The sequence below is a fragment of the Sulfitobacter sp. genome (assembly GCF_036960155.1).
In the GTDB taxonomy this organism is placed as follows: Bacteria; Pseudomonadota; Alphaproteobacteria; order Rhodobacterales; family Rhodobacteraceae; genus Sulfitobacter.
This window is the reverse complement of the sequence record NZ_JBALWB010000007.1, coordinates 121,815-145,320: the sequence shown is the minus strand read 5'-3', so window position 1 is coordinate 145,320 and position 23,506 is coordinate 121,815. Positions and strand designations below refer to the sequence as shown.

Here is a 23,506-nt window from a genome sequence, read left to right as displayed (position 1 = left end):
AATGTGGCGTCGTTGCCATACAATGGGGGTACAATAGAAATTCACGCTTATCTATGGAAATATTGTAATGGATACAATTTGGGCGCCCGCCATCGATCTCGCTGTAAAACCCAAATACCGTGCCGTGGTTCAATCCATCCGCGAGGCCATCTCGTCGGGCGCATTGGCGCAGGGCGATAAGCTGCCGCCGGTGCGGGAATTGGGTTGGAAGTTGGCGATGACGCCGGGTACCGTTGCGCGTGCATATACGGTTTTGACCGACGAGGGGGTCCTGATAGCAGAAGTGGGCCGAGGCACATTTGTTGCTGCGCCAAAGGTTGAACCACCGCTGAACCTTATGGAAATGGATGTGATTGAACACCTGACGGGGGGCGATAACTTTGACGTCAATCTGTTCTCACCGCATTTGCCGAATGGTGGCCAATCAAAATTGATCCGAACCCTGTTGGCTGAGGTCGCAAATGATCCACCATCAGGCGTGATGCATTATCCGTCCCGTCGGGGGGCAAAGCCCGCACGCGAAGCCATGCTGCACTGGTTGCGCGACACGCCAACAGGGCCATTAAAGGAGACGGACATTGTTCTGTGCAATGGTGGCCAAAACGCAATTATGTTGGTGTATCAAGCAATCCTGAAGGGACGGCGTCCAGTCATCTTTGTAGAAGAGTTATGTTATCCGGGGTTTCGGCGCGCTGCTGCGGCGTTGCGCGCTGATGTGGTCTCGATTGCTATGGATGATGACGGGTTATGTCCAATTGCCCTTGCTGCCGCTGCGGCACGATATCCCGAAGCACAGATTATTTGCACCTCACCGGAGGTCCATAGCCCCACATGCGGGTTTAGCCCGCTTGAGCGTCGGCGCGAAATTGTCAAAGTAGCGCGTTGTTTTGATCTGCAGATTGTCGAGGATGACTGTTATCGAATGGGGCATGCCGAAGAGCCTGGGTATCGCCGCCTAGCACCTGAACGGGGATGGTATATTACTTCGCTCAGTAAATCGATAACGCCCGCATTACGTGTCGGGTGTGCAGTTGCGCCGCGCGAATTCACGCCAATCCTTCACCGAGCTGCCGAGCATGGCTTTTTTGGGCTTGCGACACCGATCACAGATTTAACTGCTGCTTTATTGGTTCACCCTCAGATCGATGCCGTGATGGAGCGTACGCGAGACGGGATCAGTGACTATGTCAAGGCGGCAGTGAACGCGCTCGGCGCATATGATTTGCGTTGGCGGGCGGATGTCCCGTTTGTCTGGCTAAATCTGCCGGAAGGGTGGCGCGCCAGTGCGTTTTGCCGCGCGGCAGAAACACGCGGTGTCCGTGTGCGTGCAGCTGAAGAATTCGCAGCACGCCATGCCCAGACCCCTCATGCGGTGCGCATGGCGATAAATGCTGGTGTTAGTCTGAGTAGTTTCGAGGCTGCGATGGCACGTTTGCGCGATTTGCTGAACAATCCGATGGATGAGATATCTGTTTGAGGTGTGAATTTGTGGGGTAAAATAATACCTTAATTTCAAGCAATTGAAATTGCTGTATTTATTGAGTTTTGGGGTGCTTGACGTGACCTGCGGGGTGTTTATAACCCAGCCATCACATAGGGGTATCTGCCCCAATCCACACTAACGGGATTACCGTACATGAAAACCTTTTCTGCAACACCGGCAGACATTGACAAGAAATGGATCATCATCGACGCCGAAGGCATCGTGTTGGGCCGTCTTGCGTCGATTATCGCCATGCGTCTGCGGGGCAAGCATAAGCCCTCCTTTACACCTCACATGGATTGCGGCGACAACGTCATCGTAATCAACGCCGAGAAAATCCAAATGACCGGCAAAAAACGTGAAGAGATGTTCTACTGGCACACCGGCCATCCTGGCGGGATCAAAGAACGTTCCAAAGCCGACATTCTTGAGGGCAAGCACCCCGAGCGTATCGTTACTTTGGCCGTTAAGCGCATGTTGCCTGGCAACCGCTTGAGCCGTCAGATCATGACCAACCTGCGTGTATACGCTGGTGGTGAGCATCCTCATGAGGCCCAAGAGCCTACCGTTCTGGATGTTGCATCCATGAACAAGAAAAACACACGGAGCGCATGAGCATGGCTGACGAAATCAACACACTCGAAGATCTCGCATCTGTTGCCGGCATCGAAGCCACTCCAGAAGTTGAATTGATACCACGTGAGCCCGTCCGCGACGAGTTCGGCCGTGCCTATGCAACTGGCAAACGTAAAGATGCGGTAGCCCGCGTCTGGATCAAGCCCGGTTCCGGTAAGGTTGTCGTTAACGGCAAGCCGCAGAACGAATACTTTGCACGCCCGGTGCTGCAAATGGTTCTTCAGCAGCCTTTCGGCGTGACAGGTACAGATGGCCAATTTGACGTCTTCGCGACAGTCAAAGGCGGCGGTTTGTCAGGTCAAGCTGGTGCGGTTAAGCACGGTGTTTCCAAAGCACTGCAGCTGTATGATCCCTCCCTGCGCGGCGCACTCAAAGCGGCAGGCTTCCTGACGCGCGACAGTCGTGTTGTTGAGCGTAAGAAATACGGTAAGGCAAAAGCGCGTAAGAGCTTCCAGTTCTCCAAGCGTTAAGTTTTACGACATTTTTGGAAAAGGCCGCGCCGCAGGGTGCGGCCTTTTTCGTTTTGACCTCTTTTGTGTGATGCGTGGCATGCCTATGTTGATGTGACATGACCAAGGGATTCCCATGAAATTTTCAGTACTTGATCTCTGTCCCGTTCCTGAGGGCAGCACAGTTGCAGATGCGATGCGCAATACTGCAGATTTGGGGCCCTACGTCGAAGCGTTGGGATACCACCGTTACTGGATGGCCGAGCATCACAATATGCCGGGCATCGCATCCGCGGCGACTGCTGTCTTATTGGGCCATGTCGCGAGTAAAACCAAAACCATACGTGTGGGTGCGGGGGGCATTATGCTACCCAACCACGCACCGCTGACGATCGCAGAACAATTCGGAACGTTAGCCAGCTTATATGGCGACCGTATTGATCTGGGTTTGGGCCGTGCGCCGGGTGGTGATCATGCGGTGTGGCAGGCGCTGCGGCGTGGGCGGACTGGAGAGGATAATTTCCCCGCAGAGGTCGCCGAACTGATGGGGTATCTTGACGATGCTGACCCAATGGCACCTGTTCAGGCCCATCCGGGGCAGGGTACACATGTACCCTTATGGATTTTGGGGTCATCCTTGTATGGCGCGCAACTGGCGGCACATTTTGGGCTGCCTTATGCTTTTGCATCGCATTTTGCCCCTGATGCGTTAGAGGATGCGTCTTATATTTACCGTCGTGATTTCAAGCCATCCAAGGCATTGGCTGCACCAAAATTCATGCTGGCGGTTAATGTAATCGGGGCGGACACAGACGAGGAGGCGACCTATCTGCGTACATCCGTTCAGCAGGCCTTTGCTCGGTTGCGCAGCGGCAAGCCCAGCAAGCTACCTTATCCGGTTGAAGATATCGACGCCGAGATCGGCATCGCGCTGCGCCGTGGTGTGGACCAAGCATTACGTATTTCGGCGACTGGCAGTCCAGAGACAGTGCACCGCCAATTGGGGGAGTTGATTGCGAAATACAAACCCGACGAGTTGATCATAACCGGACAAATCCATGACCAAGTTGCACGCAAACGCTCGTTTGAGATTGCGGCGCAGGCAATGGCGGATTTGGCGGCTGGTTAAGGTCTGCTATTCGTCGGGGGCAATCAGGCCCAATCCGCGCAGATAAATCCCGATCCCTGTTTCCAGCAAGTCTTCGGGTGGAAATGGGGATGCGCGACCGGGTGAGTTACGCGCAAACAGTTCAACCACACCGTGGCTGAGCGCCCAAATATGCGCCGAAAACATGGAGGCGGGTGGGCGTTTGTCCTCGGGGATGTGCTGGCTAAGGTCGGTTGCGGCCTGTTCCAGAACCGCATTGGCGCGGTTGGCGACGCTGGCCAGCGCGGCAGTGCGGTTAACTTGCACGCCACTTTCAAACATCGCGATATAGTGTCCGGGGTATCTGCGCGCAAATGCCAGATAGGCGCGGCCCGTTGCTTCAAAGGCTTGCAAGGCCGAGGGCTGGCCGCTTTCATAAGCGAACTGCATGAGGTCACCGAAAATTTCATACCCCTGCAGGGCGGCCTCCGCGATCAGGTCTTCGCGGCCTTCAAAATGGCGATAGACAGCAGCAGGGGTCACACCCGCCTGTTTGGCTGCCTCGGACAGCGTAAAGCCGGTTGGGCCGCGCAGCTCGATCAGCTTGAGTGCGGCGTCGACCAATGCCTGACGCAAGTTGCCGTGGTGATAACCGCGTTTAGGCATCCCAGATATCTGGCCCCCCGCAAATGCTGGTGTCGATGTCACCAACCGCATTTACGTCTTTATGAGTATAATCAAAGTGATGCAGTATTGTGCGTATGGCACTTAGGCGTGCACGGCGTTTGTCATCCGAACGCACAATTGTCCACGGTGCATGGGGCGAATGACTGCGCGTTAGCGTGTCTTGAATAGCTGCGGTGTATTCCTCCCAAAGATTCAGGCCTTTTACGTCTATTCCTGATAGTTTCCATTGCTTTAGGGGGTCTTGTTCACGTTGAAGCATGCGGCGCAGCTGTTCTTCACGCCCGACATTGAGCCAGAATTTGAAAAGGTGAATATCATCCTCGACCAACATCTGTTCAAAGGGTTGAACTTGGGTGAAGAACTGCTTGTTTTGCTGATCGGTGCAAAAGCCAAATACTGGCTCAACGACACCGCGGTTATACCATGAACGATCAAAGAATTTTATTTCACCCTCGGAGGGGAGGTGTTTGATGTATCTTTGAAAATACCACTGGCTGCGTTCTTCATCCGAGGGTTTACTGAGCGCGACAACATGTGCGCCGCGCGGGTTCAGATTCATCCGGAAGCGCCCGATTGTGCCGCCTTTGCCTGCCGCATCCCGGCCTTCAAACACCATAGCAATGCGCGTGCCGCTTTCACGCACCCATGCCTGTAGTTTCACCAGTTCAATCTGGAGCGCCGCCATGTCGCGTTCATATGATTTGCGGGCCATGCTGTTTTGGTGTGGATAGCTGCCTGATAGAATATCGCTTTTTTGCGCATGCTTTACCGCATCGCGCACGTCTTTTGGCGCGTCATTCTTGTAGTAGGCGCTGATGGCACCATCAAAGGGCAGCTCCATGGGGGACCTCTTGCTCATTTATCAATGCAATATGCGATGTTAAGGAGATTAACGCAAACCCGCACGTGCGGCTGCGCGGTCGATTGCATCCTCTACCGCGCCCGGGGCAGCGTGGTGGGGCATGTGGCCGACGCCTTTTAGGACGGTCAGGACCGCGCCTTCGACTTGGCTCGATAATGGTTCAGAATGTACAGAGAGTGGCACAATTGTATCCGCATCACCGTGCACGATCTCAAGTGGTGTCTGTAACCCCCTGTACCGCTTTGACATTTTTACGATGTGGGGCCGCAGGGAATTCACCTGTTGGGCGTTTGCACGCAGGCTTTCGCGCCGCAGGATCAGGCCAGCACCCACCTGTTCGGCGTACCCTTTGGGCGCATTTTGAGGCGCAAAGATGCTTTCTACGCTGGTATTTATATAACTGTCAGGCACAAAGGCAGAGATGGCAGGCATCAGGAACGCGCCACCAAAAGATGTGCCGCCCCACGTATACGTCCAGCCTAGGTTTCCGGGCCAAGGATTTGATACGGCAGCTAACATCACAACAGCAGCCGTTTCTTTGGGCTGGCTCAGCGCCCAAGCCATTGCAACCGCGCCGCCAAAAGAATGGCCCACAACAATGGGGTGATCAATGCCAACAATGGCCGCAGCCTTTTGCAACAAGGCGGCTTGCTCCATCGGCGATTCAGATTTTACATTCCACGCGCCGGTTTTGCCTTTCAAGCGACCAGTCCAGCCAAGCCCGGGGCGATCGAACATAATGACACGGTAGCGATCCGAGACGCGGTCGGCAAAATCAATGGTCCAATCGCGTACATTACCGCTGGCACCGTGGATCAAAACCAGATCGGGGCCAGTACCAGCGATCAACACATGCACTGATGTGCCATCGACATCCACAATACGTCCCTGCGGAGGATAGCCCTTATTTGCGGCCGTTTCGCGGGCCGCGGCACGCCATTGTACAGCAAAGGCCAACGCCAAAAATAACGCGGCGATCCATACCATTCTAGTTACCGATTTTTTGCATGTCATAAGGCGTGGACTGATAAATTTCCTGAATCCAGTTACCATAAAGCAAATGGGCATGGCTGCGCCAGCGGTTCACGGGTGACAGAGCAGGATCATCATTGGCATAGTAGTTTTCAGGAATGTTAATCGGCGTTCCTGCAGCAACATCACGGTCATATTCCTGCTTAAGAGAGTCGCTATCATACTCAAAATGATTGAAAATATAGACGGCACGGTGCGCCGCATCTTCAACCAACGCAGGGCCAACCTTGTCACTGCCAAGAAGCGTTTTGAGGCCATCTGCCGCATCTATTTCTGCTTGGCGTATTTCGGTCCACCGCGAGACAGGGATCACGCAATCATCCGAGAACCCGTTGAGATAGGGAGACGTGTGGGCAAGATTGGCATGGCGGAAACAGCCAAATGCCTTATGCTCAAGCATGTGTTTTTTCACGCCATGAAAATGGTTAATCATCGCCATGCCACCCCAACAGACAGCCATAGTGGATTGTACATTGGTCTGGGTCCAATCCATTACACGCTCTAACTCGGCGTAATAGCTGACGTCTTGGAAGTCCAAATGCTCAATAGGGGCACCGGTAATGATTAACCCGTCATACTTTTGGTCCCACACCTCAGATACAGGGCGGTAAAAGCTTTCCATGTGTTCAGCAGCAGTGTTGCGGGTTTGGTGATCTGACATGCGCAGCAACGTCAGTTCAATCTGCAACGGGGTTGCGCCGATCAGGCGGGCAAACTGGTTTTCTGTCTGGATCTTCTTTGGCATCAAATTCAGCAACGCAATCCGCAGCGGACGGATGTCCTGACGTGCGGCCTGATCTTCGTCCATGACGCTGACACCTTCACGGGTGAGAACGTCATATGCGGGCAGGGTGGCTGGAATCTTGATGGGCATGGTTTTGCTCTTCTTCTATAGACGGACGTCACGGATAGCGGTGGTGGCGGTGTGCCTCAAGGGCGTGCACGTGGATGTGTTCACAGCTTGGAGGCGATGAGATCGTCAAAGTCTTGTGCGCTGGTTACTGAATGGATGTCATCGGCGGTAACGGTCACACCGTGGCGTGCCATCGCTGCATACCGCGGTTGGCGGTGTGCCAAAGCCTGTGCATAGGTCCAACGGATAAAACTATCTGGATCAACATCCTTTTCTTGTGTGTTGTTTTCACTCAAGTATTGGTTCCAAATGCGTTCAAGGAACTCTGGCTGATAGGCCATTGGTTTAGGGGCAATATCAAAGCGGCGATTTAGCTCTTGAGAGTGTGCTTCATCGCCCTTGATCCACACCAATAGGCAGTGTTGGGACAATTCTTGTAACAGCGGATCATTGTCATCCTCAGGATCGATCCATTCGCAAATTGATCCGCCAGTATCGCAGATGAAATTCTGATAGCCGTACAGGGACTGTGCACGCTCCATAAACGCCGCAGTGTCTTTAAGTGCGGCAATCTCGGCTGTGCGGAATTGGTCTTGGCGCCGTTTATATTCAGCCATGGGCAGGCCGCCGCGCGCAGGATCACCCGGTTTTCCAAGGTAACCCGCAACCGCACTGAGATCGTGATTGTGGACGTTTGGTTCCAGATAAATGGTATCGGTGCGCAGCATTTCGGCCAAAAACGGGTCGCGCATGGCGTGTGCGATCAGATTGTCCTTAATATGGCGGTACATGCCCGACGTGCCGATGCGGTAATCGACTGAATAATGGAACCAGCCACCTTGCTGGACCAATAGGTCAGAGACATGTGTTTTACCCAGTCCCGACATGCCGAAAAACAGCACAGATTTGCGCGGCGCAGCGCGCCAGGTTTTTGCGTCGGGATAGAGCATTGTTGCCTCCGTTAGTAGGGTTGGACTTCCCTAGCGCGCGCGCCGCATCCGGTCAATCACACGGCCATCAATGATGGCAAGGCCAAGGGCCAATAAGGCAAATCCTTTGTAGGCATTCGGAGACAGGGTCTCGCCCAAGACCACCGAACCCAGCACAATAGCAATGGGCGTGACCATCAGAGTGACCAGCATCAAGTTGCCGCTGCCCGCAAGCGTGAGGACGCGGTAGTACAGCAAGTAGGCGATGGCAGTTGCGCCAAGTGCGAAATAGGCAATGGCCATAAAGGTACGCGGCTGTAGATCAATGCTGATCGGGCCATCAAACACCCACGCAAGCGGGACCAATATGACGGTTGAGGCGGTTAACATTCCAGCTGCGGCAACCTGTGGGGCCAAGCCAGCCAGTCGTTTTCGCGCCCAAACACCAGCAAAAGCATATGAAACCGTTCCTGCCAGAACAGCCAGTTGCGCCAATGAGGTGATGTCAAAGTTGCGCAGGCTTTCAAAACCGATGGCCGTAACCACGCCGGCGAATCCGATGGCCACACCAATAGCTTTTCGACCCGATAGGCGTTCGTCGTTGAGCAAGAGCGCGGCAACAAGAACACCAAAGATCGCGGTAGCCGCGTTGAAGATCGAGGTGAGGCCAGACGGAATATAGAGCTGTCCCCAAGCCATCAGGGTGAACGGGATGACATTATTCAAAAGGCCCATTCCGAGGAAACTGATCCAAATTTTGCGATCGCGTGGCAATGGCATGCGACGTGCGATTACATAAATCCAAAGAACCAGCGTAGCCCAACCTACGCGATGTGCCATTGCTGTAAGCGGCGGGATTTCATCCAGCGCAATCCGGATGGATAAAAAGGATGCGCCCCATAAAAGGGCAAGGATGGCCATAAGGCCCCAGCTTTCTGCGGAGATTCTACGTTCATTCATGGGGATACCTTAGGCAAATGCGCAGGGGGAGCGATCCGAATGTTGCGCATAGTGTCAGGTGCGGGTGCGCAATTCGTTCCAGATGTTGAGGTAATTCGCTGTGAAGATGATGCCAGCACCAACAAATATCCAAATCTCAAGTGGCTCATCATAAAGCACCATTGCGACTATCGCGATAACGGGCAAACGACCGAAATCCAGTGGCACAACAACTGTTGCAGGCGCAATGGAAAGCGCGGTGGTCAAACAGAAGTGTGCAAGCAGACCTGCGCAACCGACGAGAACAAGATAGAGAAGGCTGGATGTCGTCGGCAATGCGATGTGGCCGTCATACCCAGCGGTTATCAGGCCAAACACAAGCTGTATAGTGGTGAGGAAAAACAGGATCGATGTGATCGAATTATCCGCTGTGAGCCGCTTGGTCAGCATAATTGTCAAAGCAAAGAAGATCGCGGCAGTGGCTGCGGCGACAATTCCGATATTGAGGGTTTCCACGGTGGGGCGCGCCACAATGAGGATGCCGATGAAACCCATAACCGCCGCAAAGCCGCGGATTGGAGTCATTTTTTCTTTCAAAATCAAAGGTGCAAGGATTGCGACCCAAAGCGGCGAGGTGAACTCAAGCGCGAAAACCTGAGCAAGCGGCACGAAGGCAACCGCGTAGAACCATAGATTTTGGCCCGTAAAGTGGAACAAGTTGCGCAGGGCGTGGCGCCCCAACTGATCAGTGCGGATTTCATGCCAGCGGTTTTGCGTGACAATGACTGTCATGACGATGATTACGCCAACGAGACTGCGGTACAGCATGATCTCAAACGTGTCGTAGTTTGCCGATAAATCCCGTCCTGCAACCGCCATAAATGAAAAGGACGCAATTGCACCTGTCATCCAGAGCGCTGCTTTTAAAAGCGCATTCATTAGAGGCCACTCACCTTATAGTCACGCGCAATACCTTTGGTTTGAATTGCCCAATCTGAAGCTCCAGCGCGCGCCTGATGTGCCTCAAATGCAGCGGCGTCAATAAACCGTTCCGAAACGCTCCAAATCATGGGATCCTCGCTTTGCGTAACCTCAAATGACAAGCACCCTGCTTCACCGCGGGTGAGGGTGATGTGGGTATCAAGGGCCGTGCGCACCCGCGCCGCCTCATCTTCGGTTGTGCAAATGAGGGTGCCAGTCAATGTGACTTCGCTGTTCACGTCCATTGGATTAACAACGCAGATTCTAAGGAACTGATCTTAATGGGCAAAATTTTTCCTGTACGCTTTTCACGTCAAAGAGACAGCCCAAGTAGAGCAGCTTTTGACATTTTTGTTTTTCGTCTTGTTCGTGTCCACCCTACGTCCGGGAACGATCTGTAAGCAACTCGATTTATCGAGAGATGAGACTGAATAGGATGGTGAATGGAAGCTGCCCACAAAGCTATAAACCAAACGATAAGCTAATCGGCGAAACCAACGCTCGAGCTGCAATAGAGACTGTCACGCTGCCAGATTTGGGGCTCCTTTTCGAAGTCGAGAACGCGATTTTCTATGTTTGGCTGATGTCGTTTGGGATGTGTTTGATAGGTCGTCACTTCATGAACACTTGATCTTTTGCGATAAGGTTCAACCATCAGCGGGATCATCCGAAGTGTTTTTGCTAGTTTGTCTTTCTAAGACGTTTTAGGTGTGACTAAGTTAGGCGCCGAGGTCGCTGGAGCGCCTTAATCCTTATCAGTTGTGCACCCCATTTGGGGATCAATTTGGACTGATCTCTGAAAGAAAATATATTAGAAACGCCGGACGGATGTCCCATCCGTACACAGAACGTACTGCCTGCCGTTATTGCTTCTTTCCATCGGCGAGGTGCTTTGTGTCTTTCAGTGCTCCCGAAATAGCCCGAAGGTTGAACCGTCACCTATACACTGCCATCGCATTTACAGCGTTGACGGTCTACAAATGACGGGCCTCATAATTACGCATACCACCAAAAAAAACCGATAAATCCCCGATAGGTAAGGACGTATTCAGATTGATTTATCTGTAAGAATTATGGGTCCTAATATCTACGATGGTGGGCAAGCGGATGCCCGGTCCAAGGTAGGAATCATTCCCATTCGATTGTGCCGGGAGGTTTAGACGTGATGTCATAGGTGACGCGGTTGATACCGGGCACTTCGTTGATGATGCGCGTGGCCGTTTCACCCAAAAATTCATGAGTGAACGGGTAATAATCTGCGGTCATGCCGTCAACGGATGTCACCGCGCGCAACGCGCAGGCAAAATCATATGTGCGCCCGTCACCCATCACACCAACAGTGCGTACAGGTAGAATGGCGACAAAAGCCTGCCAGATTTCATCATAAAGACCATGTTTGCGAATCTGGTCGATGTAGACGGCATCTGCTTCACGCAGGATATCAAGTTTTTGGCGGGTGATTTCACCGGGGCAGCGAATGGCAAGGCCCGGACCAGGGAAAGGGTGGCGGCCAATGAAGCTGGCAGGCAAACCCAATTCACGACCCAGTACGCGCACTTCGTCTTTGAACAGCTCACGCAACGGCTCAACCAGTGATAGACCCATCTTTTCAGGAAGGCCGCCCACATTGTGGTGGCTTTTGATGGTGACTGAGGGGCCGCCAGAGAAGGAAACGCTCTCAATCACGTCAGGATATAGTGTGCCCTGAGCCAAGAATTTGGCGTCCTCAATCTCATTGGCGTATTTCTGGAATACGTCGATGAACAAACGGCCAATGATCTTGCGCTTGGTTTCGGGGTCGGATTGACCCTCTAGCTCACCCAAGAACAGCTCAATCTCATTAGCGTAGATTACTTTGAGGTTCATGTTGTCGCGGAACATGGTGACAACTTCGGCTGCTTCATCTTTGCGCAACAGGCCGTGATCGACAAACACACAGGTTAGCTGATCGCCAATTGCTTCGTGCAGAAGCGCGGCCGCAACAGAGGAATCAACACCGCCGGACAGGCCGCAAATAACGTGGCTATTGCCAACTTGGGCGCGGATTTTTGCAATCGCTTCTTCGCGGTAAGCGCCCATTGTCCAGTCACCGGTAAAACCAGCCATCCGAACAAAGTTTTCGTAGAACTTCAGTCCGTTAGGGGTGTGGTGTACTTCTGGGTGGAACTGAACCGCGTAGAACTTGCGGCTTTCATCTGCGGTGATTGCAAAGGGTGCGTTTGGCGATGTGCCGAATACTTCAAACCCGGGTGCAATGGCGCTGACGTGGTCGCCGTGGCTCATCCAGACTTGTTCGCGTTCTTCTTCAAACCAACCCTCCAGCAGTGGAGATTTTGCATCGACGGGCGTTACATAGGCACGTCCGAATTCTTTTGTGCCATGGCCAGTTTCAACCTTGCCACCCAACATCTCCATCATGACCTGCTGGCCATAGCAGATGCCCAAAACAGGGACATCCAACTCAAATACTTTGGACGGTGGGCGCGGGGAATCGGCATCAATGACTGATGCAGGCCCTCCTGACAGAATTACGGCTTTTGGATCGAACTGAGCGAGGAACGCATCGTCTACTGTATTGAACGGATGGATTTCACAGTAGACGTTAAGTTCACGCAGACGGCGGGCAATCAGCTGGGTGACTTGGCTGCCGAAGTCGATGATGAGAAGGCGGTCATGGGTATGTTGTGTCATATGCCCTGATTAGGGCTGCAAAAGCCCAGTGGCAAGGTAGTTTTGCGCCCCATTCGCACGCCTTTTGCCAGCTAAGGCGGCTTGTGGTGAATTGAACAGTGCAAAGTTTGACTCCTTTACGGCCATTTATGTCGCTTTCCTACCTACATGGCCGTAATCCGCGCGGGAGCACGGCAGGATACGGGCTATCTGAGGGGCAACATATGCATTGAGGAAATCGACATGGCAGAAGCAGCACGGCGCGCACGCGGTGGAGGCGGGGCAGCACGACGCGCAGCCCGCACAGCAGTTTCATTTGAGACGGCGAAATACATCGAACGCAATATCCCCAACTTTGAGGTTCTGACGGAAGAAGCGTTAGAGATCATCGAGGCAAACGCCGAGACGATTCTCGAGGAAATTGGCGTCAATTTTCCTGACAATCCACGTGCTTTGGATCGCTGGCGTGAAGCGGGTGCAGATGTTCAGGGTGAGCGCGTGCGTTTGCCTAAAGGTTTGGCGCGTGAGTTGATCAAGACGGCGCCAGCGTCCTACACACAGCACGCCCGCAATCCAGATCGCAATGTAGTTGTTGGCGGCAAAAACCTTGTTCTGGCTCCAGTATACGGCCCGCCTTTTGTGCGCGACGCTGCGGGCGGACGTCGTTACGCGACAATGGATGATTTCCAGAAGTTTGTGAAACTGGGCTATATGTCCAAATGGCTGCATCACTCTGGTGGGACTGTCTGCGAACCTACAGATGTTGCTGTGAACAAACGTCACTTGGATATGTTGCACGCGCACATGACCCTTAGCGACAAACCGTTCATGGGTTCTGTGACCGAGCCAAGCCGCGCACAGGATTCTGTGGACATGTGTGGTGTTCTGTTCGGCGAAAAGTTCGTGCAGGAAAACACTGTCATGACGTCGCTGATCAACATCAACTCCCCTATGACGTTTGATGACGTTATGATGGGTGCATTGGAAGTTTACGCGCAGAACAATCAGGCCTGCATTATCTCGCCGTTTATCGTTGGGGGGGCCATGGCACCTGTTTCGGTTGCGGGCACATTGACCCAAGTATTGGCTGAAGCCTTGGCAGGTATTGCCTATAGTCAGCTGATCAAGCCAGGTGCGCCCGTTATCATGGGGGCCTTTGTGACCTCAATTGATATGAACTCGGGTGCGCCGACGTTTGGGACACCTGAGGCGGCACATATCACTTATGGTGCTGGACAACTCGCACGGCGTTTGAACTTACCTTACCGCTCTGCGGGATCGTTCTGTGGTTCAAAACTGCCAGACGCGCAGGCGGCCTATGAGACCTCAAATAGCCTGAATATGGGTTTATTGTCGGGCGTGAACTTTATGTTGCATGCTTGCGGCTGGTTAGAAGGGGGGCTGGTGTCCTCATTTGAAAAATTTGTGATGGACGCAGACCAGTTGGGCGCATTGCATCATTTGGCGCGCGGTGTGGAAATTGACACCAATGCGCAGGCCATGGATGCCATTCGCGAAGTAGGTCCCGGCGGGCACTATCTGGGGTGTGAGCACACGCAAGCGAACTTTAAAGAAGCATTCTGGAAGTCCGATTTGCTAGACTACAAGCCCTTTGAGACGTGGGAAGACGAGGGCGCGCGCGATACGCAAACCCTTGCCAGTATCCGGGTCGAAAAGCTGCTGAACGATTATCAGCAACCCGCCATGGATCCCGCGATCAAAGAAGCGTTAGACGCCTTTGTCGCAACACGCAAAGCTGCCGAGCCTGACAGCTTTATGTGATCAATTGAACTGCGGGCTTGCCTGACTTGCCCGCAGTTCCTGCGCCTCGCCGACAATTGCAATCAAAACATCTACGTGCCGGGTAAGGCTGTATGCCGCATCGGGCCCTGTGCGCTGTTCTTCGAGCTCGGCCTCAATATCTATGAGCCGCATTAGCGCGTCTCCATGACGGGGCAGTACTCCGTACCCCAAGATACGTGGAAGATGGCCCGCACGTCTGTACTCTTGTGCACCAATGCGAGCAGCCCGCATCAAGAGACGTGGGCGGTGGAGATTGGCGAGTAGCGTGTGGACATCTTGCATTATTTTACACTCCGAAAGTTTGTGCCCATCATTCGTTGGGCTTACAGAATCTCAATAAACACTACTTTAGCGGGTGTTGCGTTCTGGCGGGTATTTGCGTTCGGCAACTTCAGTATTGTTTATCAATTGTAAACAATGATGTTTCTCGCAGGTCATTTTAACCAATGGGTAACTAAAACCCCCCTAGGTTGTGTTTACCTGTTGTTAATCGAACTGAGGAGGGACACTCAGAAATGGGACAGACAACGCAAGAAATTGAACAAACGCAACATTGGGGAGGACAAGTCGCCCCAAAGGTACCTGGCTGGGTGCCACGATCCGTTCAAAATTATATCGACCATACGGAGATGGGCGTACCTATCCGTGCATTAGCCCGACAACAGGGTTGCCACGCATCGACCATTCTGAGGCAGATCAGAAAAGTTGAGACGTTGCGGGATGATCCTCTTGTTGACGGGGTTATTAAGAACCTGGGCGGTGGTGCTGATGCACAGCTCAATACGAGGAACGCTCCAAAGGAGGTGAAAGCCAATGCAGTGCACTCGATTGTGCCTGATACGGCGCAATTAAGCAGTGAAGGAACGCGCGTTTTAAGAAGGATGTGTGAAACCGGAGCGGTATTGGCTGTAGCGCCGGATTTGGACAAAGGTGTAATTGTGCGCGAAGGCCATGATGGTCAAAATACGCGCACAGGCGTTGTTGACCGCTCGATTGCAGAGGCAATGGCCCTAAAAGGGTGGATCGCAACCACTGGTGATGGTCGCATTACGCGATACCATATTACAGCAGCTGGCCGAAATGCATTGGCTGAAATGATGGCGCGGGATGAAAGTGCCCAAGCCATTGGTCTGGTTGATCCTGAAACCGGGGCCGTGCAGGATTTGCCTCGACGCATTCGGTACGGCATGGCAGAAAGCCCGCTGGCCGCTTTGGCGCGGCGACGCGACCGTGATGGTGAACGTTTCCTAAGTGATGATCTGGTGCATGCTGGTGAACGTCTGCGAGAAGATTTTGAACTGGCACAGATGGAGCGTGATGTTGCGCAAAACTGGGATGGGTTCTTGGAAGCACTGCGCGGAAACGAGGCTCCTGTTCCGACATCTGGAACGCCGGGGGCGCGGCAGGCACATGCGCGCACTATTGCCGCGCTTAAGGATCTTGGAGCGGGGCTGTCTGATGTAACATTGCGCTGCTGTTGCTTCCTTGAAGGGTTGGAAACTGCTGAAAAAACACTTGGATGGTCTGCGAGATCAGGAAAGATTGTACTGCGCATCGCGTTGATGCGCCTCAAACAACATTATCTGGAAAACGCTGATCCAAAAGGGGCGATGATCGGATAATTTGGGATTTTGGCGATTTGCATAGCTGTAATGCGCCGCAATAGGGTTTTGTTTAACCGACGATGTGCTAGTTAAGGGCAACAGCAGCACTTGAGGTTATCATGCGTGATTTGAAGATCCCTGAGATGCGTCACCCTGAAAAGGCGCGCCGCCCCGACAATCCACAACCGAAAAAGCCGGATTGGATACGGGTGCGTGCGCCGGGTGGTGAAGGATACGAAAAAACCGCCAAGATTATGCGTGAAAACAAGTTGGTGACAGTTTGTGAAGAAGCAGGTTGCCCGAATGTTGGCGAATGCTGGAGCCAAGGCCACGCAACCATGATGATCATGGGAGAAGTGTGCACGCGGGCTTGTAGTTTTTGCAACATTGCAACGGGCAAGCCACCAGAAGATTTGGATGTTTTTGAACCCGGTCGCGTGGCAGATGCTGTCGCCAAGCTGGGATTGAAGCACGTTGTCATTACCTCGGTTGACCGTGACGACGTAGAGGATGGTGGCGCTGAGCACTTTGCCCAAACCATTCGCGCGGTGCGGCACCGTGCCCCCAATACCACCATCGAAATTTTGACACCCGACTTTATCAAGTGTGCACCGGAAGCCCTTGAAATGGTTGTAGAAGCAAGGCCAGATGTTTTTAACCACAATCTGGAAACGGTACCGGGCCTCTATCCCGAAGTACGCCCCGGTGCGCGGTATTTCCATTCTCTGCGCCTGTTGCAACGGGTGAAGGAACTGGACCCTTCAATGTTCACAAAATCGGGCATTATGGTCGGATTGGGCGAAAACCGGCAGTCGGTGATGCAGGTGATGGAAGACATGCGCGCCGCTGACATTGATTTCCTGACCATCGGCCAATATCTGCAGCCGACGCCAAAACACCACGCTGTGGATCGCTTTGTTCATCCTGATGAATTTGCGGCCTATGAAAAGTCAGCTTATGGCAAAGGGTTCTTGATGGTATCTGCAACGCCGCTCACGCGGTCGAGCTATCATGCAGGTGATGATTTTGCGCAACTACGTGCCGCCCGAAACAAGAAGCTCGGCATCGCGTAACGCTCAGTTAACCAACGGTTAATCTTAATTACCCTACTGATAACCAATATTTATCAGTGGGGAATTATTTTGCGGTCATTTGTTGTTGGGTTTGTTGGGGCGCTTGCTTTGGCAGGCTGTGTTCTTGAACGGCATAATCCTATCGATTCCGCGTTGAACGGGAATAACACCTATATGCTCCAACCGGCATTCACCTCACTAGGTGATGAATGATGACTGCAAATCCAAGAGCATAACAATCTAACATTATAAGTTTCTTGTCGTATTTTAGAATCTACGGGGAATACGTTCTGCGCGGGCCCATTCTGGCCAAAAACCAATTCGTTCAAGCCCAATCACCAACAACGCAAGGGCAATGACCCCAAATATCAACTTAACCCGCTTCGCAGAAGGCGGGTTTTGGACCCAACGTTTGGCACGCATCAAGTGACGCGGATCCATCATCGCTTAGGCATCATCGGTAAAGCGAACTTTGCCAATATAGGGCAGGTTGCGATTGCGCTGTGCAAAATCGATGCCATAGCCTACGACAAATTCGTCAGGTATCTCAAATCCGGTGTGATCCGCCCGCAGATCAACCTCGCGCCGTGAGGGTTTATCCAACAGTGCTACCGTTTTCAGCCGCGCCGGCTTGCGGGCTTTGAGCATGCCCGTGACATGAAATAATGTGTGGCCTGTATCGACGATATCTTCGACCAGCAGCACATCACGTCCTTCAATGCCGCCACGCAAGTCTTTAAGAATACGTACTTCTCTTGTGCTTTCTGTACCGTCTCCATAGCTTGATGCCTCTAAAAAATCGACCTCGATGGGCAGGTCCAATTCGCGCACCAAATCGGCGATGAACACAAATGATCCACGCAGCAATCCCACCACAACCAGTTTGTCGGTATCGGCAAACTCTTCCTGAATTTCGAGACAAAGCTCTTCGATACGAGCTGCAATGGATTTAGCGGAAATCATTTGGTCTATGACATAAGGACGCGTTGGCATTGTAACCTCTTGATTGTGTCGCCGTTCCGGCTTTGATACAGCGCTACGCAAACGGACGCAGGAAATCAATGCCTACCCATTCAGAGACACGCACGCTGCCCTATAGCGCCCAGCAAATGTATGACCTAGTCGCAGACGTTGGAAACTATCCAAAGTTTCTGCCTTGGACCGCCGCCGCGCGGATCAAAAGCGTGGACGACAAGGGGGATCACAGTGTCATGGACGCTGATTTAGTTATTTCTTTCAAAGTGTTCCGTGAAAAATTCACGTCGCGCGTTGTGCTGTGGCCCGAACCGATGAAGATTGACACTGAATACCTTGATGGCCCGTTCAAATACATGAAATCGAATTGGGCATTTGCTGATGTCGATGGCGGTTGCGATGTTCAATTTTTTGTGGATTTCGAATTCAAGAATGCGATTTTGCAGAAAATTATTGGCGTGGTGTTCAACGAGGCGATGCAACGCGTCGTCAAAGCGTTTGAGAAGCGGGCAGAAGCGCTCTATGGCTAAGGCCGTTAGGGGAGGACGCCATGGGGATCACAGGACAACTCATTAAATTTGCACAAGCAGAGGTGCCCGAAAAGGCAGCTGCGATGATGCGCCTGTCGCTGTTTGACTGGGCCGCGTGCGGGATTGCGGGCGCGCAAGAACCTGAGTTTGCGCCGTTTCGCCGTGCACAGATGGTTGAAGAAGGACCAGCGCATATTTTTGGCGGTGACGCTGGAGGGGCTGCAACGGCGGCGCTGGTGAACGGCACGCTCAGTCACGCGCTTGACTACGATGATACACATTTTGCGCACATCGGGCATCCGTCTGTTGCGGTGTTGCCTACGGTGATCGCATTGGCCGAAACGCTGGATATCCCGCTGACAGACGCGATTGATGCAGCCACCCTTGGTGTTGAGGCATCAATCCTGACAGGTGTTTGGCTGGGCCGCGCGCATTATCAGGTTGGATACCACCAAACGGCCACAGCAGGCGCATTTGGCGCAACAGTGGCGGCTGCGCGTATTTTGGGCTTGGACAAACGTGAGGTGCGCCATGCCTTGGGTCTGTGTGCCAGTATGGCGTCGGGCATCAAGGAACAATTTGGCACCATGGCAAAGCCGTTGAACGCAGGTTTGGCCGCGCGTACCGGGGTTGAGGTGGCCCTTTGGGCGCAGGCCGGCATGACCGCCGCCCATGACGGGCTGGCGGGTGAGCTTGGCTTTGGGGCTACGCATCACGGCGAGGCCATTGAGGTTAAATTACCGCGCAAAGACTGGCAAATCGGCGACATCAGTCATAAATTTCACGCTTGTTGCCATGGGCTTCACGCCATGCTTGAGGCTTTGGCCAACGCTAAGGTTGAGGCTGAACGGATTGGCGCGATCAAAATCCGCACACACCCGCGCTGGATGAGTGTCTGCAATAACCTGACACCCAAGACTGGCTTGGAGGTGAAGTTTAGCTATGCGCATACGGCTGCGATGACCTTGTTGGGGCACTCAACGGGCACAATCAGCAACTTTAGCGATGAAATGGCCCGAAACCCAGAGGTTTGCGCGCTGCGCGACAAGATCGAAGTGGTTGAGGATGACAGCCTAAGTGAAACGCAATCGCTGGTCACATTGACGTTAACCTCAGGTGAGGTTCGCCGTCTGCGCCATGATCTGACGGCTCCTATGACGTTAGAGGCACGCAGTGAGAAATTGCGCACAAAGGTTCAGGCCTTGATAGGAAGCGCACAGGCAGAGATGCTGTGGCAGGCTGTGATTGGAAATGATCTGGACGCAGTTACGGCTTGTTTCAAGGGCGCATAAAAAAGGGCGGCCCGTTTGGACCGCCCTTTTTTTATACCATCTAATCGAACCTAGTTTGTGAGGTCGTAGGCGCGTTCACCGTGCACAGCAAGGTCGAGGCCGTTCACTTCGGTCTCAACATCCACGCGCAGAGGCGTGATTGCGCGGCAAACCAAGATCAGCACCACTGTCACAACCGTTGTGTAAACTCCCACGATCAATAGCGAGCCAAGTTGCGCGGCCCATGATCCAGCACCCAAGGCCGCGATCATGATTGTCCCAAAGATACCGCCAACGCCGTGGACCGCCATGACATCAAGTGTGTCGTCAATTTTGGCTTTGTTACGGATCAGAACAACGGCTTCCTGACACAGGATGCCCGCGACGCCGCCAATCAGCAGCGCCTCCCATGGGCCAACAAAACCCGAGGCAGGGGTTATAGAGGCAAGGCCCGCAATTGTCCCCGTCACGATGCCAACCAGCGATGATTTACCAAATTTGATACGCTCCCACAGGGCCCAAGTAAGGGAGGCCGTTGCGGCAGAGATATGGGTCACGGTGATTGCCATGGCCGCGCCACCATCTGCTGCCAGTTGCGAGCCACCGTTGAAGCCAAACCAACCAACCCACAGAAGGGCGGCACCGATCATAACCAAACCGGGGTTATGCGGAGGCGTTGTCTGGTTTTTGCGCGCCCCAAGGAAGATCGCAATGATGATCGCCGCAAGGCCAGCCGTTTCATGTACCACAATACCGCCAGCAAAGTCTTTTACGCCAACGTCACCGAATATTCCGCCATCAGCCAGCATACCGCCGCCCCAGACCCAATGCACAACAGGCGCGTAGCAAATCAGCATCCACAGCCCTGAGAACAACATCACAAAGCCAAAGCCGATCCGCTCAACATAGGCACCGACGATCAATGCAGGTGTAATGATGGCAAACGTCATCTGGAAAGCAAAGAACAGGATCTCAGGAATGGAACCAGACAGGCTATCAGCAGTGACGCCGTTGAGGCCCATTTTGCCCAAACCGCCCCAATATCCGGTGCCACCATCACCAAAGGCGATTGTATACCCAAACAGGAACCACAAAACGCTCATCAAACAGGCAATGGCATAGCAGTGCATGAACACGCTTAGAACATTTCTTGAGCGAACAAGTCCGCCATAAAACAGGGCAAGGCCCGGTAGCGTCATCAACAGCACAAGTGCCGTTGCCGTCATAATCCATGCTGTATCAGCGCCGTTCATTTGATCTCTCCCCAGTGGTTGCGGGGGATAAAGCCGACCAAGAGTGGCGCGAAAAGGTGCAGCGCGTAAATTTGCGCTGTATTTTCGGGCAATTGCAGGATTGATTAAATTGAAGGCGTTAATTGCACGCCCTTGATTAAGTTATAGGCAGTTCGAGAAGCGCAGCCTTGAGCAGTGCTAATGCGTGGTCTCGTGCGGCTGCGCGTACGCCATCGCGGCCAATTGCGCCGAATTCAACCGTTTCGACGTGACATCGCTGCGGACCTGCCACGCCAAAACAAACGCGGCCCTCTGGTTTATGCTCGGACCCGCCGGGGCCAGCGATGCCTGTCAGGGAAACTGATAACTGGGCCGCACTATGCGCAACTGCACCGCGCGCCATCTCATCGGCGACTTCTTCTGATACCGCGCCGTGCGCGTCCAACGTCGATTGGCGCACGCCCAACATTTCGATTTTGGCAAGGTTGGAGTAGGTGACAAACCCGCGCTCAAACACGGCTGACGATCCGGCCAGATCGGTGAGGGCGGCGGCAACCATACCCGCCGTGCAGCTTTCGGCAGTGGCAATCATTATACCGCGCGCCTTGGCCAGGTCTAAGATTTCAGAGCGCATGATACAGCCCAGCCAATACAACAACGCCGATGGCGGCAAAGATGCCTGCAAAAACATCATCCAGCATCACACCCAACGCATCGCCGCGGCGATCTGCCCAGCCGATGATCCACGGCTTCCAGATGTCAAACAGCCGGAACAGTGCAAAGGCGGCAATCCAGCCCGGCCACATTACGGTGATATCAATCCCCATGCGCCAGCTCGCAATCGATAGGGGCAATACGGCGATCCACTGGCCCACCAATTCATCCACCACAATTTCGGATGGATCATGATCGTCACTGCCTGACGTCATTTTGGCAGTCGCCCACCAGCCCTTGAAAAAGGCGATGATGATGCCAAGCACTAGCAGGGGCAGCCCGCCAATAACATGCAGCAACCACGCCCATGGCAGGGATACTAACGAGCCCCAAGTGCCAGGGGCAGGGCGTAGATATCCCACACCAAATAATGTCGCGATCATACGTGCAATCATGTCTTCACCAATGTTGCTGTTGCCATACAGGCGATGCCTTCGCCGCGGCCGGTAAAGCCCAGACGTTCTGATGTTGTTGCCTTAACCGATACACGATCAATGTCGATCGCGATCATCTCAGCCACGGCTGCGCGCATTGTAGCGGCATGTGGGCCCACTTTGGGATGTTCGCAAATCAGTGTGCAATCAACATGCGTCAGGGTAAAACCGCGGTCACGCGCCATTTGAGCCGCATGGCGTAAAAAGATATGGCTCTCGGCGCCTTTCCACTGCGGGTCGGATGGTGGGAAGTGCGTGCCAATGTCGCCAGCGGCAAGCGCGCCGTAGATTGCATCGGTAATAGTGTGCAGCCCGACATCCGCATCCGAATGTCCAACCAGCCCTTGGTCATGCGGGATTTTGACACCGCATAGCATCACATGGTCTCCGTCCCCAAAGGCGTGAACGTCAAACCCGTTGCCTGTACGTATGTCCATATTCTTCTCCAATATCCGCGCGGCGCGGGTGAAATCGGCTGGCGTGGTGATCTTGATGTTATCTGGATCCCCTGCGGTAATCGCAATGGTGATACCAGCCGCGCGCGCAACAGCCACGTCATCAGCAGCGGCTCCAATATAGCCTTCATGCGCAGCGGAAATCTTGTCAAACCGAAACCCTTGCGGTGTTTGCGCGGCAAACAGCCCAGTGCGGTCTTTGGTTCCTGTTACCGTATTTCCTTCACCAGTCCACAGCGCATCTGTTACGGCCAAACCGGGAGCCGCCCCAGTATTATTGGCGAGTGCAGCTATAACATCTGAAATAACTGCGGCGCTGACGCAAGGGCGCGCAGCGTCATGGATTAAGACGGCATCACATTTGGGCAAGGCGCTTAGTCCCGCACGCACAGAATCGCTGCGCTCAGCGCCGCCGCGCGTCACCTGAATGCCCCGCGATTCAAATCCCGCAGCCTCGTGCATGTCATCCGGATGTAGGACAATTGCGATACCGGATACCTGTTCATGCGCCTCAAAGGCCGCAACAGTGTGGTCAATAACCCGCGCGCTGGCCAGTATCTGCCATTGCTTTGGCCGTGCGCCACCCGCCCGTGTTCCACGGCCAGCAGCTACAATCAGGGCACAAACGCGCATCGGGTCTACTTTCGGTTAGTTAACACCTGTCTTAGGTAATCCGGCACAGCTTCGCAATGTTTGGTACGCGCATAGGTAGTTCTGGGTATTGCCTATTTTTTAGGCAAATACGATGTCTAAACCTAGTGAAATGGCACTGTATTCATTGTGCATTCGATTGGGTTGCTCTATTCC

At 53.5% G+C, this 23,506-nt stretch carries 24 protein-coding genes; 9 read left to right on the top strand and 15 right to left on the bottom strand.

Features of this window, described 5'->3' with window-relative positions; all coding sequences use genetic code 11:
• Positions 1-67: 67 nt before the first annotated feature.
• From V7775_RS15900 to V7775_RS15885, 4 genes are all read left to right on the top strand, one after another.
• A complete protein-coding gene (locus V7775_RS15900; protein WP_335752887.1) occupies positions 68-1,477 on the top strand; it encodes an aminotransferase-like domain-containing protein in 1,410 nt (469 codons plus the stop codon).
• 159 nt (positions 1,478-1,636) lie between these two features.
• Complete coding sequence (gene rplM, locus V7775_RS15895; protein WP_298863026.1) at positions 1,637-2,098, top strand: 50S ribosomal protein L13; 462 nt, start codon at positions 1,637-1,639, stop codon at positions 2,096-2,098.
• A 2-nt stretch (positions 2,099-2,100) separates the two neighbouring features.
• Positions 2,101-2,589 carry a 30S ribosomal protein S9 gene (rpsI, locus tag V7775_RS15890; RefSeq protein WP_335752886.1) on the top strand — a complete coding sequence of 163 codons (489 nt, stop codon included), beginning with the start codon at positions 2,101-2,103 and terminating at the stop codon, positions 2,587-2,589.
• Positions 2,590-2,704: 115 nt separating this feature from the next.
• Positions 2,705-3,697 carry an LLM class flavin-dependent oxidoreductase gene (locus tag V7775_RS15885; RefSeq protein WP_335752885.1) on the top strand — a complete coding sequence of 331 codons (993 nt, stop codon included), beginning with the start codon at positions 2,705-2,707 and terminating at the stop codon, positions 3,695-3,697.
• Positions 3,698-3,703: 6 nt separating this feature from the next.
• Here the strand turns inward: V7775_RS15885 and V7775_RS15880 are convergent, their stop codons facing one another.
• The 9 genes from V7775_RS15880 to guaA all read right to left on the bottom strand — a co-directional run bounded on the left by V7775_RS15880 (position 3,704) and on the right by guaA (position 12,629).
• A complete protein-coding gene (locus V7775_RS15880) occupies positions 3,704-4,321 on the bottom strand; it encodes a TetR/AcrR family transcriptional regulator (RefSeq protein WP_335752884.1) in 618 nt (205 codons plus the stop codon).
• Complete coding sequence (gene ppk2, locus V7775_RS15875) at positions 4,314-5,183, bottom strand: polyphosphate kinase 2 (RefSeq protein WP_335752883.1); 870 nt, start codon at positions 5,181-5,183, stop codon at positions 4,314-4,316. The genes V7775_RS15880 and ppk2 overlap by 8 nt, the downstream gene beginning before the upstream one ends.
• 48 nt (positions 5,184-5,231) lie before the next feature.
• On the bottom strand, positions 5,232-6,191 hold the full coding sequence (locus V7775_RS15870; RefSeq protein WP_335752882.1) for an alpha/beta fold hydrolase: 960 nt from the start codon (positions 6,189-6,191) through the stop codon (positions 5,232-5,234).
• A 1-nt stretch (position 6,192) separates the two neighbouring features.
• On the bottom strand, positions 6,193-7,110 hold the full coding sequence (locus tag V7775_RS15865; RefSeq protein WP_335752881.1) for a homoserine O-succinyltransferase: 918 nt from the start codon (positions 7,108-7,110) through the stop codon (positions 6,193-6,195).
• Between the two features lie 80 nt (positions 7,111-7,190).
• Positions 7,191-8,039: an ATPase gene (locus V7775_RS15860; protein ID WP_335752880.1), complete on the bottom strand. Its 849-nt coding sequence runs from the start codon at positions 8,037-8,039 to the stop codon at positions 7,191-7,193.
• A 30-nt stretch (positions 8,040-8,069) separates the two neighbouring features.
• Positions 8,070-8,978, bottom strand: a complete 909-nt coding sequence (locus V7775_RS15855) for a DMT family transporter (RefSeq protein WP_335752879.1) — start codon at positions 8,976-8,978, stop codon at positions 8,070-8,072.
• 54 nt (positions 8,979-9,032) lie between these two features.
• Complete coding sequence (locus V7775_RS15850; protein WP_335752878.1) at positions 9,033-9,896, bottom strand: DMT family transporter; 864 nt, start codon at positions 9,894-9,896, stop codon at positions 9,033-9,035.
• Positions 9,896-10,183 (bottom strand): putative quinol monooxygenase, encoded by a 288-nt coding sequence (locus tag V7775_RS15845; protein ID WP_335752877.1) that lies wholly within the window; start codon positions 10,181-10,183, stop codon positions 9,896-9,898. Before V7775_RS15845 ends, V7775_RS15850 begins: the two co-directional genes overlap by 1 nt.
• Before the next feature lie 883 nt (positions 10,184-11,066).
• The gene (gene guaA, locus V7775_RS15840; protein WP_335752876.1) at positions 11,067-12,629 is read right to left on the bottom strand and encodes a glutamine-hydrolyzing GMP synthase; all 1,563 of its coding nucleotides are present in this window, start codon (positions 12,627-12,629) and stop codon (positions 11,067-11,069) included.
• A 222-nt stretch (positions 12,630-12,851) separates the two neighbouring features.
• On the opposite strand from guaA, the gene V7775_RS15835 reads away from it, so the two are divergent.
• Positions 12,852-14,390 (top strand): trimethylamine methyltransferase family protein, encoded by a 1,539-nt coding sequence (locus tag V7775_RS15835; protein WP_335752875.1) that lies wholly within the window; start codon positions 12,852-12,854, stop codon positions 14,388-14,390.
• Here V7775_RS15835 and V7775_RS15830 read toward each other — a convergent pair whose 3' ends face one another.
• The gene (locus tag V7775_RS15830; RefSeq protein ID WP_335752874.1) at positions 14,391-14,693 is read right to left on the bottom strand and encodes a DUF6477 family protein; all 303 of its coding nucleotides are present in this window, start codon (positions 14,691-14,693) and stop codon (positions 14,391-14,393) included.
• Between the two features lie 233 nt (positions 14,694-14,926).
• Here V7775_RS15830 and V7775_RS15825 point away from each other — a divergent pair, with 233 nt between their 5' ends.
• Complete coding sequence (locus V7775_RS15825) at positions 14,927-16,033, top strand: DUF6456 domain-containing protein (RefSeq protein ID WP_335752873.1); 1,107 nt, start codon at positions 14,927-14,929, stop codon at positions 16,031-16,033.
• Positions 16,034-16,134: 101 nt separating this feature from the next.
• Positions 16,135-17,088 carry a lipoyl synthase gene (gene lipA / locus V7775_RS15820; RefSeq protein ID WP_335752872.1) on the top strand — a complete coding sequence of 318 codons (954 nt, stop codon included), beginning with the start codon at positions 16,135-16,137 and terminating at the stop codon, positions 17,086-17,088.
• Between the two features lie 447 nt (positions 17,089-17,535).
• Here the strand turns inward: lipA and hpt are convergent, their stop codons facing one another.
• On the bottom strand, positions 17,536-18,081 hold the full coding sequence (hpt, locus tag V7775_RS15815) for a hypoxanthine phosphoribosyltransferase (RefSeq protein WP_335752871.1): 546 nt from the start codon (positions 18,079-18,081) through the stop codon (positions 17,536-17,538).
• A gap of 68 nt (positions 18,082-18,149) precedes the next feature.
• On the opposite strand from hpt, the gene V7775_RS15810 reads away from it, so the two are divergent.
• Together V7775_RS15810 and V7775_RS15805 are read left to right on the top strand one after the other, a co-directional pair.
• Positions 18,150-18,593, top strand: a complete 444-nt coding sequence (locus V7775_RS15810; protein WP_335752870.1) for a type II toxin-antitoxin system RatA family toxin — start codon at positions 18,150-18,152, stop codon at positions 18,591-18,593.
• A gap of 20 nt (positions 18,594-18,613) precedes the next feature.
• Positions 18,614-19,885, top strand: a complete 1,272-nt coding sequence (locus V7775_RS15805) for an MmgE/PrpD family protein (RefSeq protein ID WP_335752869.1) — start codon at positions 18,614-18,616, stop codon at positions 19,883-19,885.
• A 50-nt stretch (positions 19,886-19,935) separates the two neighbouring features.
• Here the strand turns inward: V7775_RS15805 and V7775_RS15800 are convergent, their stop codons facing one another.
• From V7775_RS15800 to V7775_RS15785, 4 genes are all read right to left on the bottom strand, one after another.
• The gene (locus V7775_RS15800) at positions 19,936-21,117 is read right to left on the bottom strand and encodes an ammonium transporter (protein ID WP_335752868.1); all 1,182 of its coding nucleotides are present in this window, start codon (positions 21,115-21,117) and stop codon (positions 19,936-19,938) included.
• A 136-nt stretch (positions 21,118-21,253) separates the two neighbouring features.
• Positions 21,254-21,730, bottom strand: a complete 477-nt coding sequence (locus tag V7775_RS15795; RefSeq protein ID WP_335752867.1) for a CinA family protein — start codon at positions 21,728-21,730, stop codon at positions 21,254-21,256.
• Entirely contained in the window at positions 21,720-22,205 is a 486-nt protein-coding gene (locus tag V7775_RS15790) for a phosphatidylglycerophosphatase A family protein (RefSeq protein WP_335752866.1), read from the bottom strand. The genes V7775_RS15795 and V7775_RS15790 overlap by 11 nt, the downstream gene beginning before the upstream one ends.
• The gene (locus V7775_RS15785) at positions 22,202-23,332 is read right to left on the bottom strand and encodes a bifunctional 2-C-methyl-D-erythritol 4-phosphate cytidylyltransferase/2-C-methyl-D-erythritol 2,4-cyclodiphosphate synthase (protein ID WP_335752865.1); all 1,131 of its coding nucleotides are present in this window, start codon (positions 23,330-23,332) and stop codon (positions 22,202-22,204) included. Before V7775_RS15785 ends, V7775_RS15790 begins: the two co-directional genes overlap by 4 nt.
• Positions 23,333-23,506 lie beyond the last annotated feature (174 nt).

Excerpts from the sequence above, each read along its gene's own strand:
- V7775_RS15900 (WP_335752887.1), top strand. The coding sequence starts at position 68 with ATGGATACAATTTGGGCGCCCGCCATCGATCTCGCTGTAAAACCCAAA.
- rplM (WP_298863026.1), top strand. The coding sequence starts at position 1,637 with ATGAAAACCTTTTCTGCAACACCGGCAGACATTGACAAGAAATGGATC.
- rpsI (WP_335752886.1), top strand. The coding sequence starts at position 2,101 with ATGGCTGACGAAATCAACACACTCGAAGATCTCGCATCTGTTGCCGGC.
- V7775_RS15885 (WP_335752885.1), top strand. The coding sequence starts at position 2,705 with ATGAAATTTTCAGTACTTGATCTCTGTCCCGTTCCTGAGGGCAGCACA.
- V7775_RS15880 (WP_335752884.1), bottom strand. The coding sequence starts at position 4,321 with ATGCCTAAACGCGGTTATCACCACGGCAACTTGCGTCAGGCATTGGTC.
- ppk2 (WP_335752883.1), bottom strand. The coding sequence starts at position 5,183 with ATGGAGCTGCCCTTTGATGGTGCCATCAGCGCCTACTACAAGAATGAC.
- V7775_RS15870 (WP_335752882.1), bottom strand. The coding sequence starts at position 6,191 with ATGGTATGGATCGCCGCGTTATTTTTGGCGTTGGCCTTTGCTGTACAA.
- V7775_RS15865 (WP_335752881.1), bottom strand. The coding sequence starts at position 7,110 with ATGCCCATCAAGATTCCAGCCACCCTGCCCGCATATGACGTTCTCACC.
- V7775_RS15860 (WP_335752880.1), bottom strand. The coding sequence starts at position 8,039 with ATGCTCTATCCCGACGCAAAAACCTGGCGCGCTGCGCCGCGCAAATCT.
- V7775_RS15855 (WP_335752879.1), bottom strand. The coding sequence starts at position 8,978 with ATGAATGAACGTAGAATCTCCGCAGAAAGCTGGGGCCTTATGGCCATC.
- V7775_RS15850 (WP_335752878.1), bottom strand. The coding sequence starts at position 9,896 with ATGAATGCGCTTTTAAAAGCAGCGCTCTGGATGACAGGTGCAATTGCG.
- V7775_RS15845 (WP_335752877.1), bottom strand. The coding sequence starts at position 10,183 with ATGGACGTGAACAGCGAAGTCACATTGACTGGCACCCTCATTTGCACA.
- guaA (WP_335752876.1), bottom strand. The coding sequence starts at position 12,629 with ATGACACAACATACCCATGACCGCCTTCTCATCATCGACTTCGGCAGC.
- V7775_RS15835 (WP_335752875.1), top strand. The coding sequence starts at position 12,852 with ATGGCAGAAGCAGCACGGCGCGCACGCGGTGGAGGCGGGGCAGCACGA.
- V7775_RS15830 (WP_335752874.1), bottom strand. The coding sequence starts at position 14,693 with ATGCAAGATGTCCACACGCTACTCGCCAATCTCCACCGCCCACGTCTC.
- V7775_RS15825 (WP_335752873.1), top strand. The coding sequence starts at position 14,927 with ATGGGACAGACAACGCAAGAAATTGAACAAACGCAACATTGGGGAGGA.
- lipA (WP_335752872.1), top strand. The coding sequence starts at position 16,135 with ATGCGTGATTTGAAGATCCCTGAGATGCGTCACCCTGAAAAGGCGCGC.
- hpt (WP_335752871.1), bottom strand. The coding sequence starts at position 18,081 with ATGCCAACGCGTCCTTATGTCATAGACCAAATGATTTCCGCTAAATCC.
- V7775_RS15810 (WP_335752870.1), top strand. The coding sequence starts at position 18,150 with ATGCCTACCCATTCAGAGACACGCACGCTGCCCTATAGCGCCCAGCAA.
- V7775_RS15805 (WP_335752869.1), top strand. The coding sequence starts at position 18,614 with ATGGGGATCACAGGACAACTCATTAAATTTGCACAAGCAGAGGTGCCC.
- V7775_RS15800 (WP_335752868.1), bottom strand. The coding sequence starts at position 21,117 with ATGAACGGCGCTGATACAGCATGGATTATGACGGCAACGGCACTTGTG.
- V7775_RS15795 (WP_335752867.1), bottom strand. The coding sequence starts at position 21,730 with ATGCGCTCTGAAATCTTAGACCTGGCCAAGGCGCGCGGTATAATGATT.
- V7775_RS15790 (WP_335752866.1), bottom strand. The coding sequence starts at position 22,205 with ATGATTGCACGTATGATCGCGACATTATTTGGTGTGGGATATCTACGC.
- V7775_RS15785 (WP_335752865.1), bottom strand. The coding sequence starts at position 23,332 with ATGCGCGTTTGTGCCCTGATTGTAGCTGCTGGCCGTGGAACACGGGCG.